Annotated in this window: 11 protein-coding genes; 9 read left to right on the top strand and 2 right to left on the bottom strand. The window is 68.0% G+C overall.

Going from position 1 to position 13,339, the window contains the following annotated elements; translation table 11 throughout:
• Positions 1 to 7 precede the first annotated feature (7 nt).
• The 7 genes from FHT26_RS16405 to FHT26_RS16375 all read left to right on the top strand — a co-directional run bounded on the left by FHT26_RS16405 (position 8) and on the right by FHT26_RS16375 (position 8,774).
• The gene (locus tag FHT26_RS16405; RefSeq protein WP_168561192.1) at positions 8 to 1,054 is read left to right on the top strand and encodes an SDR family oxidoreductase; all 1,047 of its coding nucleotides are present in this window, start codon (positions 8 to 10) and stop codon (positions 1,052 to 1,054) included.
• A 68-nt stretch (positions 1,055 to 1,122) separates the two neighbouring features.
• Positions 1,123 to 1,365: an acyl carrier protein gene (locus tag FHT26_RS16400; RefSeq protein ID WP_168561191.1), complete on the top strand. Its 243-nt coding sequence runs from the start codon at positions 1,123 to 1,125 to the stop codon at positions 1,363 to 1,365.
• Positions 1,366 to 1,414: 49 nt separating this feature from the next.
• Entirely contained in the window at positions 1,415 to 2,587 is a 1,173-nt protein-coding gene (locus FHT26_RS16395) for an acyl-CoA dehydrogenase family protein (protein WP_168561190.1), read from the top strand.
• A 21-nt stretch (positions 2,588 to 2,608) separates the two neighbouring features.
• Complete coding sequence (locus FHT26_RS16390; protein ID WP_168561189.1) at positions 2,609 to 3,529, top strand: amino acid--[acyl-carrier-protein] ligase; 921 nt, start codon at positions 2,609 to 2,611, stop codon at positions 3,527 to 3,529.
• A 10-nt stretch (positions 3,530 to 3,539) separates the two neighbouring features.
• Positions 3,540 to 4,511: a DUF1839 family protein gene (locus tag FHT26_RS16385; protein ID WP_168561188.1), complete on the top strand. Its 972-nt coding sequence runs from the start codon at positions 3,540 to 3,542 to the stop codon at positions 4,509 to 4,511.
• 11 nt (positions 4,512 to 4,522) lie between these two features.
• Positions 4,523 to 6,967: a glycoside hydrolase family 2 protein gene (locus tag FHT26_RS16380; protein ID WP_168561187.1), complete on the top strand. Its 2,445-nt coding sequence runs from the start codon at positions 4,523 to 4,525 to the stop codon at positions 6,965 to 6,967.
• Positions 6,957 to 8,774 carry an alpha/beta fold hydrolase gene (locus FHT26_RS16375; protein ID WP_168561186.1) on the top strand — a complete coding sequence of 606 codons (1,818 nt, stop codon included), beginning with the start codon at positions 6,957 to 6,959 and terminating at the stop codon, positions 8,772 to 8,774. The genes FHT26_RS16380 and FHT26_RS16375 overlap by 11 nt, the downstream gene beginning before the upstream one ends.
• Positions 8,775 to 8,826: 52 nt before the next feature.
• Here the strand turns inward: FHT26_RS16375 and FHT26_RS16370 are convergent, their stop codons facing one another.
• Positions 8,827 to 9,747 (bottom strand): hypothetical protein, encoded by a 921-nt coding sequence (locus FHT26_RS16370; RefSeq protein WP_168561185.1) that lies wholly within the window; start codon positions 9,745 to 9,747, stop codon positions 8,827 to 8,829.
• Between the two features lie 332 nt (positions 9,748 to 10,079).
• Positions 10,080 to 11,093 carry a UDP-glucose 4-epimerase GalE gene (galE, locus tag FHT26_RS16365; protein WP_168561184.1) on the bottom strand — a complete coding sequence of 338 codons (1,014 nt, stop codon included), beginning with the start codon at positions 11,091 to 11,093 and terminating at the stop codon, positions 10,080 to 10,082.
• A 103-nt stretch (positions 11,094 to 11,196) separates the two neighbouring features.
• Between galE and FHT26_RS16360 the strand changes: the two genes are divergently transcribed.
• Both FHT26_RS16360 and ubiB read left to right on the top strand, forming a co-directional pair.
• Positions 11,197 to 11,730 (top strand): hypothetical protein, encoded by a 534-nt coding sequence (locus tag FHT26_RS16360; RefSeq protein ID WP_168561183.1) that lies wholly within the window; start codon positions 11,197 to 11,199, stop codon positions 11,728 to 11,730.
• On the top strand, positions 11,727 to 13,274 hold the full coding sequence (ubiB, locus tag FHT26_RS16355; protein WP_168561182.1) for a ubiquinone biosynthesis regulatory protein kinase UbiB: 1,548 nt from the start codon (positions 11,727 to 11,729) through the stop codon (positions 13,272 to 13,274). The genes FHT26_RS16360 and ubiB overlap by 4 nt, the downstream gene beginning before the upstream one ends.
• Positions 13,275 to 13,339: the final 65 nt, after the last annotated feature.

Here is a 13,339-nt window from a genome sequence, read left to right as displayed (position 1 = left end):
GACCGCCATGGCCGCCAACGAATTCCTCGACCCGGTGCTCGCGCAGCTGCGCGCCGCGCCGCGCCGCTGGCTCGTCACCGGCAGCGCCGGCTTCATCGGCTCGCACCTGCTGGAGAACCTGCTGCGCGCCGGCCAGCACGTCACGAGCCTCGACAACTTCTCGACCGGCCACCAGGCCAACCTCGACGAGGTGCGCCGCCTCGTCGGCGAAGAAGCCTGGTCACGCCACACCTTCATCCGCGGCGACATCGCCGACCTGGCGAGCTGCACGCAGGCCTGCGACGGCGCCGAGATCGTGCTGCACCAGGCCGCGCTCGGCTCGGTGCCGCGCTCGATCAAGGACCCGCTGACCACGCACCGCTCGAACGCGACCGGTTTCCTGACGATGCTCGAAGCCGCGCGCGGCGCCGGCGTCAAGCGCTTCGTCTATGCGGCGTCGAGCTCGACGTACGGCGATTCGCCGACGCTGCCGAAGGTCGAGGACAAGATCGGCCGTCCGCTGTCGCCGTATGCCGTCACCAAGTACCTGAACGAGCTGTACGCCGAGGTGTTCGGCCGCTGCTACGGCCTGTCGACGATCGGGCTGCGCTACTTCAACGTGTTCGGCCCGCGCCAGGACCCGAACGGCGCCTATGCCGCGGTGATCCCGCGCTGGGCGGCCGAGATGCTCGACGGCGCGCGCTGCGTGATCAACGGCGACGGCGAGACCTCGCGCGATTTCTGCTACGTGGCCAACGCGGTGCAGGCCAACCTGCGCGCCGGCCTGTGCGCCGATCCGGAGGCGTCGAACCAGGTCTTCAACGTGGCGGTGGGCGACCGCACCACGCTGAACCAGTTGCACGGCGCGCTCGCCGAGGCGCTGCAGCGCGAATGCCCGGCGCTGCGCGTCGAGCCGCCTCAATATGCCGCGTTCCGCGCCGGCGACGTGCGCCATTCGCTGGCCGACGTGTCGAAGGCGCGCCGGCTGCTCGGCTACCAACCCAGCCACGACGTGCGCGCCGGGCTGCTCGAGGCGATCGGCTGGTACGTGCAGCGCGCCCGCCAGACCGCCTGACCATTTTCTCGACGCCGTGCGGCACGGGCCGCGCGGCAGAAACTTCCCTTGAAACGCAGGACATCGACATGCACACCGACCAGATCCGTTCCGTCATCGCCAAGCACGCCCGCCTGTCGGTGGACGCCGCCACGCTGACCGACGACAGCGACCTGTACGCCGCCGGGCTGACCTCGCTGACGACGGTCAACCTGATGCTCGCGCTGGAGGACGAATTCGACATCGAGTTCTCCGACAAGATGCTCGGCCGCAAGACCTTCGAGAGCATCCGCTCGCTGTCCGAAGCCATCGAAGAACTCGTCAGCGCCTGAAGCGCTGCACTGCCGCCTTTCCTGGAGACACCCGCGTTTGGGACACACTATGCAACCGACCCGCCTCAGCCCCCAACTGCCCGCCTTGCTCGAAGGGCTGCACGGCATCGGCCGCGACATCATCGCGCCGCACGCCGCCGAGGTCGACCGCGACGCGCGTTTCCCGCACGAGGCCTACGCGGCGTTGCGCCAGCAGAAGCTGCTGAGCTGCTACGTGCCGGTGGAATACGGCGGCATGGGGCTGAACATCAGCGACTTGTCGCAGATCTGCGAAGTGCTGGGCCAGTACTGCGGCTCGACCGCGATGATCTTCGCGATGCACCAGATCCAGGTCGGCTGCATCGTGCACCACGCGTTGGAGTCCGAATTCTTCCAGGCCTATGCCCGCGAGATGGTCGAGAAGCAGACGCTGATCGCATCGGCCACCACCGAGCTGGGCATCGGCGGCGACGTGCGCTCCAGCCTGTGCGCGGTGCAGGTGAACGGCGACCGTTTCACGCTCGAGAAGCAGACGCCGGTGATCTCGTACGGCGCGACGGCCGACGCGATCCTGGTGACCTGCCGCAAGTCGGAAGACGCGGCGCGCAACGACCAGGTGCAGGTGCTGGTGCGCCGCGGCGACTACGAGCTGACCAAGCTGTCGGGCTGGGACACGCTGGGCTTCCGCGGGACCTGCAGCGAAGGCTTCGTGTTGAAGTCACAAGGGCGGGTGGAGCAGATCCTGCCGCAGCCGTATGCCGACATCCACCGCCGCACGATGCACCCGTTCTCGCACGTGGTGTGGGCCTCGCTGTGGCTGGGCTTGTCGATCGACGCGGTGAGCCGCGCGCGCAGCGCGGTGCGGGCCGAGGCCCGCAAGAACCCGAGCGTGACGCCGATCTCGGCGACGCGCCTGGCCGAGCTCGACACGGTGCTGTTCTCGATGCGCGGCGGCGTGTACCAGACGCTGCGCGAGTACCACGACGTGCTGATCGCCAACGATCCCGAGGCCTACTCGGGCTTCAGCTTCGCGATCAACATCAACAACCTGAAGCTGACGGCCTCGCAGTTCGTCGTCGAGGTGGTCGGCAAGGCGATGCTGATCTGCGGCATCCAGGGCTACCGCAACGATTCGAAGCTGACCCTCGGCCGCCACCTGCGCGATGCGTATGGCGCGGCGCTGATGGTCAACAACGATCGCATCCTGGGGCAGAGCGCCACGATGCAGATCGTGCAACGCTGAAGAACCACAAGGATTCCTGCCATGTGCACCCAACACGACGATCCCTACAAGCAGTACCAGGCCGAGCTGATCGAGGCCGGCCTGCTCATCCCTTCGGGCGTGCGCGGCGTCTACGGCCGCAGCGGCACCTTCGAGAACATCATCGACCAGTTCGAAGGCCTGGTGACGCGCGAAGGTGCGTTCCAGAATGCCGAGGTGATGCGCTTCCCGCCGATCTTTCCGCGGGCCCACTACGCGCGCATCGACCACATCAACAACTTCCCCGACCTGATGGGCTCGGTGCACAGCTTCCTCGGCGGCGAGAAAGAGCACCAGGCCATGCTCGGCAAGTTCGAGGCCAAGGAAGACTGGACCAGCGCGCTCTCGCCAGCCGAAGTGATGCTGGTGCCGGCCGCCTGCTACCCGCTGTACCCGACCGCCACCGGCACATTGTCGGCACAGGGTCGCGTCGTCGACCTGAAGACCTTCGTGTTCCGGCACGAGCCGTCGGACGACCCGGCGCGCATGCAGATCTTCCGCCAGCGCGAGTTCGTGCGGCTGGGCACGCCGGAGCAGGCGCTGAACCACCGCAACGACTGGCTGGCACGCGGCCAGGCCATCCTCGAATCGGTGGGCCTGCCGGTGAAGAAGGTGCTGGCCGACGATCCGTTCTTCGGGCGCGGCGCGCGCATCATGAAGGCGACGCAGCGCGAGCAGGACCTGAAGTACGAGCTGGTGGTGCCGATCTGCAAGGAAGACAAGCCGACCGCGATCACCTCGTGCAACTACCACCTCGACCACTTCGGCATCTCGTTCGACATCCTGCAGGCCAATGGCACGCCGGCCCACACCGCCTGCATCGGCTTCGGGCTCGAACGCATCGCGCTCGCGCTGCTGAAGACGCACGGCTTCGACCCGCAGCGCTGGCCGCACGAGGTGCGCAGCCGCCTGGCGATGGCGTGACGAGGGCCGCATGAAACGTGTCCTGCCGATCGAGCCGGCGAGCTTCCAGCGCCATCCGATCCACACCGAGGCCCGCACCTGGGCCGAGACCAACTGCTACGCCGACGTGCTGATCGAGCTGCTGCACGGCCTCGGCCACGACCCGGTGCCGGCGCTCGCGTTCACGATCGGCGTCGACTTCGAAGGCGACCAGTGGACCTTCTTCAAGTTCCCCGATGGCGACCTGTACGACCTGTACGGCGTCGATATCCAGGAGCTCGCGGTGTGGCGGCCGCTGGTCGACCACATCGAGGACCAGGTCGCGCAGGGCCGGCCGGTGCTGGTCGAGCTGGATTCGTGGTTCCTGCCGGACACCGCCGGCTCGGCCTACCGGCTCGCGCACACCAAGTCGACGGTGGGCGTCAATGCGATCGACGTGAAGGCGCGTCGCATGGACTACTTCCACAACCAGGGCTTCTACGCGCTGGAAGGCGATGACTTCCGCGACGTGTTCCAGCTCGACGGGCTGGTGCACGAACGCATGCTGCCGCCGTACATCGAGTACCTGAAGGCGCGGCCGAACTTCACGCCGCCGACCGGCGCGGCGCGGGTCGACGGCTCGCTCGCGCTGCTGCGCAAGCACCTGACGCGCGTGCCGGCGACCAACCCGTTCACGCGCTTCAAGACGCAGTTCGCGAAAGACCTGGACTGGCTGATGCAGTCCGACATCGCGGTCTTCCACACCTATTCGTTCGCGACGCTGCGCCAGTATGGCGCGTGCTTCGAACTGGCGGAAACCTACCTGCGCTGGCTCGCCTCGCAAGGCGTCGACGTCGCGACGTCGGCCGATGCGTTCGCCCAGATCTCGCAGACCGCGAAGGCCTTCCAGTTCCAATTGGCGCGCTCGATGGCGCGCAAGAAGCCGCTCGACCTGTCGCCGATCGACGCGATGGGCGAAGCGTGGTCGTCGGGCATCGCAGAGCTGCGGCGCCGACACGGGTGACGCACGCGGCCATGAACGCGGCGATCGCGCTGGACAGCGGCTGGGAGATCGCCGCGGGTGCGTCCGATGCGCTGGCCTGGGCACCGGTGCGCGAGTTCGGCACCGTCGGGGCGAGCCTCGGCGTCGAGCTCGACACGCCGAACGGCCGCTACGACGCGCAGGACTGGTGGTACCGCTGCCGTTTCCCGGCATCCGCGCCAAACGGCACCGACCGCCAGCGCCTGCGATTCGACGGCCTCGCCGGCATCGCCGAGGTGTGGCTGAACGATGAACCGATCCTCCACGCGCGCAACATGTTCACCACCGAGGTGGTCGACGTCACCGGGCGACTGCGGCCGGACAACGAACTGCGTCTCTGCTTCCGCTCGCTCGACGCCGAACTCGCGGCCCGCAAGCCGCGCCCGCGCTGGAAGACCGCGCTGGTCGACGCACAGAACCTGCGCTGGGTGCGCACCACGCTGCTCGGCCGCATCCCCGGCTGGACACCGCCGGTCCACCCGGTCGGGGTCTGGAAACCGGTGTGGCTCGAAACGGTATCGCCCGGCGGCATCGCGTCGATCGACCTGCAGTGCGATGCCGCCGCCGGCGTCGGCCGCGTGCGGCTGCGCGCCACGCTGACGGCCGGCAGCGACGTCGCCGAGGCGCGCCTGCGCGTCGGCGAGCGCACCCATGCGCTCGCGCTCGATGGCGACACGCTGTCGGCCGACCTGACGCTGCCCGGCGTCGCGCTGTGGTGGCCGCACACGCACGGCGCGCCGGCGCTGCACGACTGCGCGATCGAACTGCGCCAGGGCACGCAGTGGACCGCGATCGACCGCGGCCGCATCGGCTTCCGCCAGGTCGAGGTGCGGCGCGACGACGGCCTGGTGCAGTTCCACGTCAACGGCACGCCGGTGTTCTGCCGCGGCGCCTGCTGGACCACCGACGATTTCCTGCGGCTGCACGGCGACCCGGCGCAGTTGCGCCGCACGCTGACGCTCGCGCGCGACGGCGGCCTGAACATGCTGCGCATCGGCGGCACGATGACCTATGAATCGGACGCGTTCTACGCGCTGTGCGACGAACTCGGCATCCTGGTCTGGCAGGACTTCATGTTCGCGAACATGGACTACCCGGTCGCCGACGACGCCTTCCGCGCCGGGATCGAGCGCGAGGCCGACCAGCAGCTCGGCCGCCTGCAGGCGCACCCGTGCATCGCCGCGTATTGCGGCGGCAGCGAGGTCGAGCAGCAGGCCGCGATGCTGGGCCTGCCGGCCGAGCAGTGGAGCAACGATTTCTTCGGCGAGACGCTGCCGGCGCGCTGCGCGAGCCGCCATGCCGGCGTGCCGTACTTCCGCTCGTCGCCGTGCGAAGGCGCGCTGCCGTTCCACGTGGGCACCGGCATCTCGCACTACTACGGCGTCGGCGCCTACCGCCGGCCGATCAGCGACGTGAAGCATGCCGGCGTCAAGTTCACGACCGAATGCCTGGGCTTCTCGCACGTGCCCGAGCCCGAAACCATCGAGCTGCTGGCCGGCCAGCCGACGATCGCGCCGCACCACCCGCTGTGGAAGCAGCGCCAGCCGCGCGACAACGGCGCCGGCTGGGACTTCGAGGACATCCGCGACCACTACCTGCGCGAGCTCACCGGGCTCGATCCCATCGCGCTGCGCAGCACCGACATCGCGCGCTACCTCGCGCTGTCGCGCGCGGTGACCGGCGAGGTGCTGAAACGCGTGTTCGCCGAATGGCGCGCGCCGGGCAGCGTCTGCGGCGGCGGGCTGGTCTGGTTCCTGAAGGACCTTTGGCCGGGCGCCGGCTGGGGCCTGATCGACAGCACCGGCCGGCCGAAGGCGGCGTACTGGGCGCTGAAACGCGCGTGGGCGCCGCGCAGCGTGCTGATCACCGACGGCGGGCTCGACGGGCTGCAGCTGCAGCTGCACAACGAGGGCGGCACGGCGTTCGCCGGCAGCGTCGAGATCGCGCTGTACCAGGATGGGCAGGTGCGCACCGCCGGCGGCCGCCTCGACGTGATGCTGGCGGCGAACCAGGGCATCGCGCTGCAGGCCGATGCGCTGATCGGACACTTCGCCGACACCGCGTACGCCTACCGCTTCGGGCCGCCGCAGCACGACGTGGCGGTCGCGCGGCTGAAGGATGCGGCGGGCGACACGCTGGCCGAGGATTTCCATTTTCCGCACGGGCTGAACCTGCCGCCGCAGCGCGCCGGCACGCTGACCGCGCAGGCGCAGCGGCAGTCCGACGGCAGCGTGCTGGTCACGCTGGAGGCGGCCGCGTTGATCCAGTCGCTGCAGGTCGAATGCGCCGGCTACGCGGTCGATGACCTGCATTTCCACCTCGCGCCGCAGTCGCGCCGCACGCTGCGGTTCCGCCCGCTCGAGGCCGCGCCGCGCAAGTTCAAGGCGCACCTCGGCGCGCTGAACCTCCGAGAGCTGGTGACCGTCCGTGCGGACTGACGACATCCCGCTGCCGCCGGAGGCCGCTCGCCGCCCCGAGGTCAGGCGCGAGCCGCTGATGCTCGGCGGCGATGCGCAGCCGCTGTTCGGCTGGTACCACGTGGCCGATGCGGTGCCGCGCCGCGATGCGGTCGTCGTGATCTGCAACCCGATGGGCTACGAGTACGCGCACGGGCACCGCTCGCTGCGCCACCTGGCCGACGACCTGGCGCGCTCGGGCGTGCCGGTGCTGCGTTTCGACTACCACGGCAGCGGCGATTCGCCGGGGCTGGAGACCGACGCCGGCCGGCTGCGGCGCTGGCAGGACGACATTCACGCGGCGATCGCCGCGGCGCAGGCGCTGAGCGGCAGCGCACGCGTCGGGCTGCTCGGCGTGCGGCTCGGCGCGACGCTTGCGGCGCTGGTCGCCGCACAGCGCGAGGTCGACTGGCTGGTGCTGTGGAACGTCTGCGCGTCGGGCCGCCGCCATGTGCGCGAGCTGCAGGCGCTGGACATGGCGGCCGGCGGCGGCCAGCGGCCGGTCAGTGCGCCGCTGGAGCCGGCGGGTTTCCTGGTGAGCGGCGAGACGCAGGAGGCGGTGAAGGCCGTGCAGCTGACGCGCGAATCGCTGCGCGTCAGCGGCCGCGCGCTGCTGGTGGCGCGCGACGACCTGATCGGCGAAGAGGACGCGCTGCGCGAGCACCTGCTGACGCTCGGTATCGCGACCGATGCGATCGCCTGCGCCGGCTATGCCGACATGATGGCCGAGCCGGTGCACACCGTGGTGCCGCGCCAGGCGCTGGACGGCATCGTGCAGTGGATGGTCGCACAGACGGTGTTGCGCGGGGCCGCGCCGCCGCTGCTGGCATCGCCGGCCGGGGCGGCACAGGCGCGCTTCACGCATGCGACCGCCGATGGGCGCAAGGTGGCGCTGACCGAGACGCTGTGCGCGCTCGGCAACGAGGGGCAGCTGTTCGGGCTGCTCGCGCAGGCCGACGGCGCCGAAGTGGGCGTGCGGCCGATGGTCGTGCTCTTCAATGCAGGCACCGTGCACCATGTCGGCCCGAACCGGCTGTACGTGACGCTTGCGCGCGAGTTCGCGGCGCTCGGCTTTCCGACCGTGCGCTGCGACCTCGAAGGGCTGGGCGACAGCGTGCAGCGCGGGACCGGGCGCGAGAACCACCCGTACCCCGACAGCGCGGTGCCCGATGCGCAGCAGGTCCTGCACAGCCTGCGCGAGCGCTTCGGCGTGCGCGAGTTCGTGCTGATGGGCTTGTGCTCCGGCGCGTACACCGCGTTCCAGACCGGGCTGGTCGAGCAGGCGGCACAGATCAGCGAGCTGGTGCTGATCAACCCGCTGACCTGGCGCTGGGTCGAAGGGGATGCCGTCGACACCAAGCATTTCTCGGCAGTGGCGCACTACAAGGGCACGATGCGACGGCTCGACAGCTGGAAGAAGCTGCTGCGCGGGCAGGTGAACCTGGTCTACCTCGGTGGCGTGGTGCTGTCGCACCTGCGCAAGCAGGTAGCGTCGCGCGTGAGCGCGCTCAACGAGATCTTCTTTCCGTCGCGCGGGCCGCTGTTGTCACGGCAGCTGCGGCAGCTGTTCGCGGCGAAGCGTCACGTGACGCTGATCGTGTCGTCCGGCGACCCCGGCTGGGACATGCTGCAGGACGGCGCGCGCCAGACCGCCCGGCGGGCGATCAAGAGCGGCGACCTCGCGCTGGAGTTCATCGACGACGCCGACCACACGTTCTCGCGCGAAGCGGCGCGGCAGCGGGTGGTGGCGGCGATCGGGCAGCGGCTGCTGCAGCGGTTTGGCGGGTGATGGCAGAGCGTGCTTCACTGCGTCTGCAAGCGTTTTTGCGTGAGCTACTCTTTCAGAGCAACTTCTTGGTTGCGTCAAGTTCGAATTTCTCCCAGCCGGCATTGAAATTACGTTTGAGTACTGGGTTGTCTCGCCACGGTGAATTCTTTGCGATGCACTCTTCAAGGTGGGTGTTGAGCGCTTCTTTCGCGGCTCGGAAGGCCGGATTGGTGTCATGAGCTCGGGATCTGACGGCATCCCACAGGTCTTGTGCTTTCTGCACGTCGTAAATAAGCAGGCAGCGGACGAGCTGTACTATTTTGTTATATCCGGGCGTCTTGTTCTTCTCGATAATTTCTTCGATTGCCGGGATGTTGATGGAGAATTCAATGAAATACTTGTTTTCAATTTTGATTGCCCACGATTGTTCGGCGCTTTCAAGGGCCTGTCTGAGGTGTACTTTTCCTAATTCTTGCGCGACGCTCGCGTAGCATTTTGCATAAAGATTCTTCAGGGAATTTATATCTTCTTGGCTTGGCTTCTTGCCCGCGCCTTGATGAGGTTTCCAATTTTTTTTCTTCGCCTTGGGGCTATTGACGGTTCTCCAAATTTCCTGAGCCAGCACATCCCTGAACTTGACAGGCATTGCCTCAAAATTCTCAAGATACTTGATCTTCTTCGCCTTTTGATCGGCATCTTCCGTGCCGATGTATGCTGTCAACAGCCCTTCGGATACTTCTCGCCATTCTTTTCTATCGGATTCGTCGTCGTGTTGTTTTGACGTCGATTCGATATTGCCTTCCCCGTCGGATGATATTTCGTCTGTTGGGGCTGTCGTTTTGCGCAGCAAAATATACGATGCCGCGACGATGTCCATGGTGACCCGTGCGGCGACAACACTGTCTCGGAAGGGCTTGATTTCCGATGCGTCGTGCAGGAAATCTGTCTGTTGAATTGGATCCCGCCGCGATGATCGACTGACTTTGTGTTGCATTTGAAATCTCGAAAGTTTGTCTTGATGAAGATGCGAAAACTCTTCACGCAGGACCACATTGGTCGCAATCGGGCGAGGAAGGTTCCAATCGACGGGATGAATTCAAGGCAGCTGAGGCAGCTGTTCGAAACGAGCAAAACGTTCGTTTCGCATTGCCTGTGCGGACCAGATTCTTGCCGATACCCTTTACAACGAGTCCGGCGATTGAGTGACGCTCCAGCGCTGCAAGTTCACCGTTGTGTTGTTCTCTCCGGGGCCGGTGTCGTCTGTGCAGGGTGTCTCGCGCATCCCTTTGCCCGGCGCTTCCCGCGGGTCCCGGATGGGCGTCCGCGCTACTCGAACCCGCGCGGATTCCCGCTCTGCCACCGCCACGCATCGGCGCACATCGCGTCGATGTCGCGCGTCGCCGTCCAGCCCAGCAGTTTGCGCGCGAGCGATGGGTCCGCATAGCAGGCCGCCACGTCGCCCGCCCGCCGCGGCATCACGCGGTGCGGCACCGGCCGGCCGCTGGCCCGCTCGAAGGCCTTCACCACGTCCAGCACGCTGTAGCCGCGACCCGTCCCGAGGTTGACCGTCAGCGATTTCTGCTGCTTCAGCAGGTAGTCGAGTGCCGCGACATGCCCGTCGGCCAGGTCCATCACATGGATGTAGTCGCGCACGCCGGTGCCGTCGGGCGTGTCGTAGTCGTCGCCGAACACCTGCAGGAACTCGCGCTGGCCGACCGCCACCTGCGCGACGTACGGCATCAGGTTGTTCGGCACGCCGCGCGGGTCTTCGCCGATGCGACCGCTCGGGTGCGCGCCGACCGGGTTGAAGTAGCGCAGGAAGGCGATCTGCCACGCCGCGTCGCAGCGCGCCAGCTCGCGCAGCAGCTCTTCGCCGAGCAGCTTGGTGGTGCCGTACGGGTTGGTGGCCGACAGCGCCGCATCCTCGGTGATCGGCAGCCGCTCCGGCTGGCCGTAGACGGTGGCCGACGAACTGAACACCAACCGCTTGCAGCCATGGTCCTGCATGACCTGCGCGACGTTGATCAGCCCGCCGAGGTTGTTGCGGTAGTACTCCAGCGGCTTCTGCGCCGATTCGCCGACCGCCTTGTGCGCCGCGAAATGCACCACCGCATCGACGCGGTGGCGGCGGAACACCGCTTCCATCGCCGACCGCTCGCAGACATCGGCCTCGACGAACACCGGCGTGTGCCCGCCCAGCTCGGCCAGCCGGTCCAGCACGATGCGCGAGCTGTTCGCGAAGTTGTCGACGCCGACCACGTCGAAGCCGGCCGCCTGCAGCGCCAGCCAGGTGTGGGACGCGATGTAGCCGGTGGCACCGGTCAGCAGGATCGTGGGCATGGCAATCGTTCGTTCTGCGCAGGGCCGGGGATGATAGGCCGCAGGCCGCTGCGCGCGAGCCCCCGGGATGAAGGGACGCGGTGCGCCACCTACAATCCCGCGCATGCTGAATGCCTTCTTCGCGTCGCTAGGCGCCGGTGCGCTGGAGCGCATCACCCTGTTGCTCAACCATGTGATCGCGTCCGAAACCGTCGCGACCGATCGCCTCAAGCCGCACGCCGGCCGCAGCGTGCAGCTCACGCTGACCGGCTGGCCGGCGATGCTGCCGCCGCCTCCGCAGATCGCATTCCGCATCACGCCGGCCGGGCTGCTCGAATACGCCGGCGGCGAGCCGGTCGCCACACCCGACCTGCGCGTGACGCTGGATGCCTCGAACCCGGCGCGGCTGGCCGCCCAATGGTTCGGCGGCGTGCGCCCGAAGGTCGGCATCGAGGGCGATTCGGCCTTCGCCGCCGATGTCAGCTGGCTGATCGACAACCTGCGCTGGGACCTGCAGGACGACCTCGCCAAGCTGATCGGCCCGGCGCCGGCGCACGAGCTGTCGCGCTTTGCCGCGATGGTGGCCGGCGGCCTGCGCGAAGCCGTGCACGTGCTGCAGGGCCTGGTGAACCGCAATGGGGGCGGCACCCCTCGATGAGGCACCTGCTGCGCCTGCTGTTCATCGGCTTCATCGTTCTGCGCTACGGGCTCGACGAGCTCGCGCTGTCGGGCTTCCGCCAGCGCTGGGTGCGCCTGCTGGTGCGCGTGATGACGCTCGGCCGCCGGCTGCACGCGCCGCGCGGTGTGCGGCTGCGCGAGGCGCTGGAGCGGCTCGGCCCGATCTTCGTCAAGTTCGGCCAGGTTCTGTCGACCCGGCGCGACCTGCTGCCCGACGACCTGGCCGACGAGCTGGCCCGGCTGCAGGACAACGTGCCGCCATTCCCGGCCGCGCTCGCGCGCCAGCTGGTCGAGCGGGCCTACGGCCGGCCCATCGAGGAGATCTTCGCGAGCTTCGACGCCGAGCCGGTGGCCAGCGCGTCGATCGCGCAGGTGCACTTCGCGACGCTGAAGAGCGGCCGCCAGGTCGCGGTGAAGGTGCTGCGCCCCGGCATGCTTGCGGTGATCGAGGACGACCTGACGCTGCTGCGCAGCGTCGCGCGCTGGATCGAGCGCCTGTCGTCCGACGGCAAGCGCCTGAAGCCGCGCGAGGTGGTGGCCGAGTTCGACAACTACCTGCACGACGAGCTCGACCTGGTGCGCGAGGCCGCCAACGCCGCGCAGCTGCGCCGCAACATGCAGGGCCTGAACCTGGTGCTGGTGCCCGAGATGGTGTGGGACCTGTGCACCACCAGCGTGATCGTGATGGAGCGCATGTACGGCGTGCCGATCAGCCAGTCGCAGCGGCTGCGCGATGCCGGCGTCGACATCCCGAAGCTCGCGCGCGACGGCGTCACGATCTTCTTCACGCAGGTGTTCCGCGACGGCTTCTTCCATGCCGACATGCACCCCGGCAACATCCAGGTCAGCCTCGACCCGAAGACCTTCGGGCACTACATCGCGCTCGATTTCGGCATCGTCGGCACGCTGACCGAGATCGACAAGGACTACCTCGCGCAGAACTTCATCGCGTTCTTCCGCCGCGACTACAAGCGCGTGGCCGAGCTGCACGTGGAGTCGGGCTGGGTGCCGGCGAACACGCGGGTCGACGAGCTCGAAGGCGCGATCCGCGCGGTCTGCGAACCCCACTTCGACCGGCCGCTGAAGGACATCTCGCTGGGCCAGGTGCTGCTGCGGCTGTTCCAGACCTCGCGCCGCTTCAACGTCGAGATCCAGCCGCAGCTCGTGCTGCTGCAGAAGACGCTGCTGAACGTCGAGGGCCTGGGCCGCCAGCTCGATCCGGAGCTCGACCTGTGGAACACCGCGAAGCCCTTCCTCGAACGCTGGATGAACGAGCAGGTCGGCTGGCGCGGGCTGCTGCAGAACCTGAAGAGGGAGGCGCCGCGCTACGTGCAGCTGCTGCCCGAGCTGCCGCGGCTGCTGCACCACGCGCTGCAGCAGCCGCGCGGCACCGAGCCGCGGCTGCTGGAGGCGGTGCTGGCCGAGCAGCGGCGCACCAACCGGCTGCTGCGGGCGATCATCTACGGCGCGGTCGGATTCGTGCTGGGGCTGGTCGCGACACAGGTGATGACCCACCTGAGGTGAAACACCGGGCCCGGCACTTGCATGGACGGGCGCTCCACCATGGATAATTCCGCCCGCCTCCAACC

It is taken from the genome of Rhizobacter sp. SG703 (assembly GCF_012275445.1).
Classification (GTDB): domain Bacteria; phylum Pseudomonadota; class Gammaproteobacteria; order Burkholderiales; family Burkholderiaceae_C; genus Rhizobacter.
The sequence above is the reverse complement of the archived record's forward strand: the minus strand, read 5'-3'. Positions and strand labels throughout refer to the sequence as shown.

Bases quoted from the DNA above. Each gene is read 5' to 3' on its own strand.
- FHT26_RS16405 (WP_168561192.1), top strand. From the start codon at position 8: ATGGCCGCCAACGAATTCCTCGACCCGGTGCTCGCGCAGCTGCGCGCC.
- FHT26_RS16400 (WP_168561191.1), top strand. From the start codon at position 1,123: ATGCACACCGACCAGATCCGTTCCGTCATCGCCAAGCACGCCCGCCTG.
- FHT26_RS16395 (WP_168561190.1), top strand. From the start codon at position 1,415: ATGCAACCGACCCGCCTCAGCCCCCAACTGCCCGCCTTGCTCGAAGGG.
- FHT26_RS16390 (WP_168561189.1), top strand. From the start codon at position 2,609: ATGTGCACCCAACACGACGATCCCTACAAGCAGTACCAGGCCGAGCTG.
- FHT26_RS16385 (WP_168561188.1), top strand. From the start codon at position 3,540: ATGAAACGTGTCCTGCCGATCGAGCCGGCGAGCTTCCAGCGCCATCCG.
- FHT26_RS16380 (WP_168561187.1), top strand. From the start codon at position 4,523: ATGAACGCGGCGATCGCGCTGGACAGCGGCTGGGAGATCGCCGCGGGT.
- FHT26_RS16370 (WP_168561185.1), bottom strand. From the start codon at position 9,747: ATGCAACACAAAGTCAGTCGATCATCGCGGCGGGATCCAATTCAACAG.
- galE (WP_168561184.1), bottom strand. From the start codon at position 11,093: ATGCCCACGATCCTGCTGACCGGTGCCACCGGCTACATCGCGTCCCAC.
- FHT26_RS16360 (WP_168561183.1), top strand. From the start codon at position 11,197: ATGCTGAATGCCTTCTTCGCGTCGCTAGGCGCCGGTGCGCTGGAGCGC.
- ubiB (WP_168561182.1), top strand. From the start codon at position 11,727: ATGAGGCACCTGCTGCGCCTGCTGTTCATCGGCTTCATCGTTCTGCGC.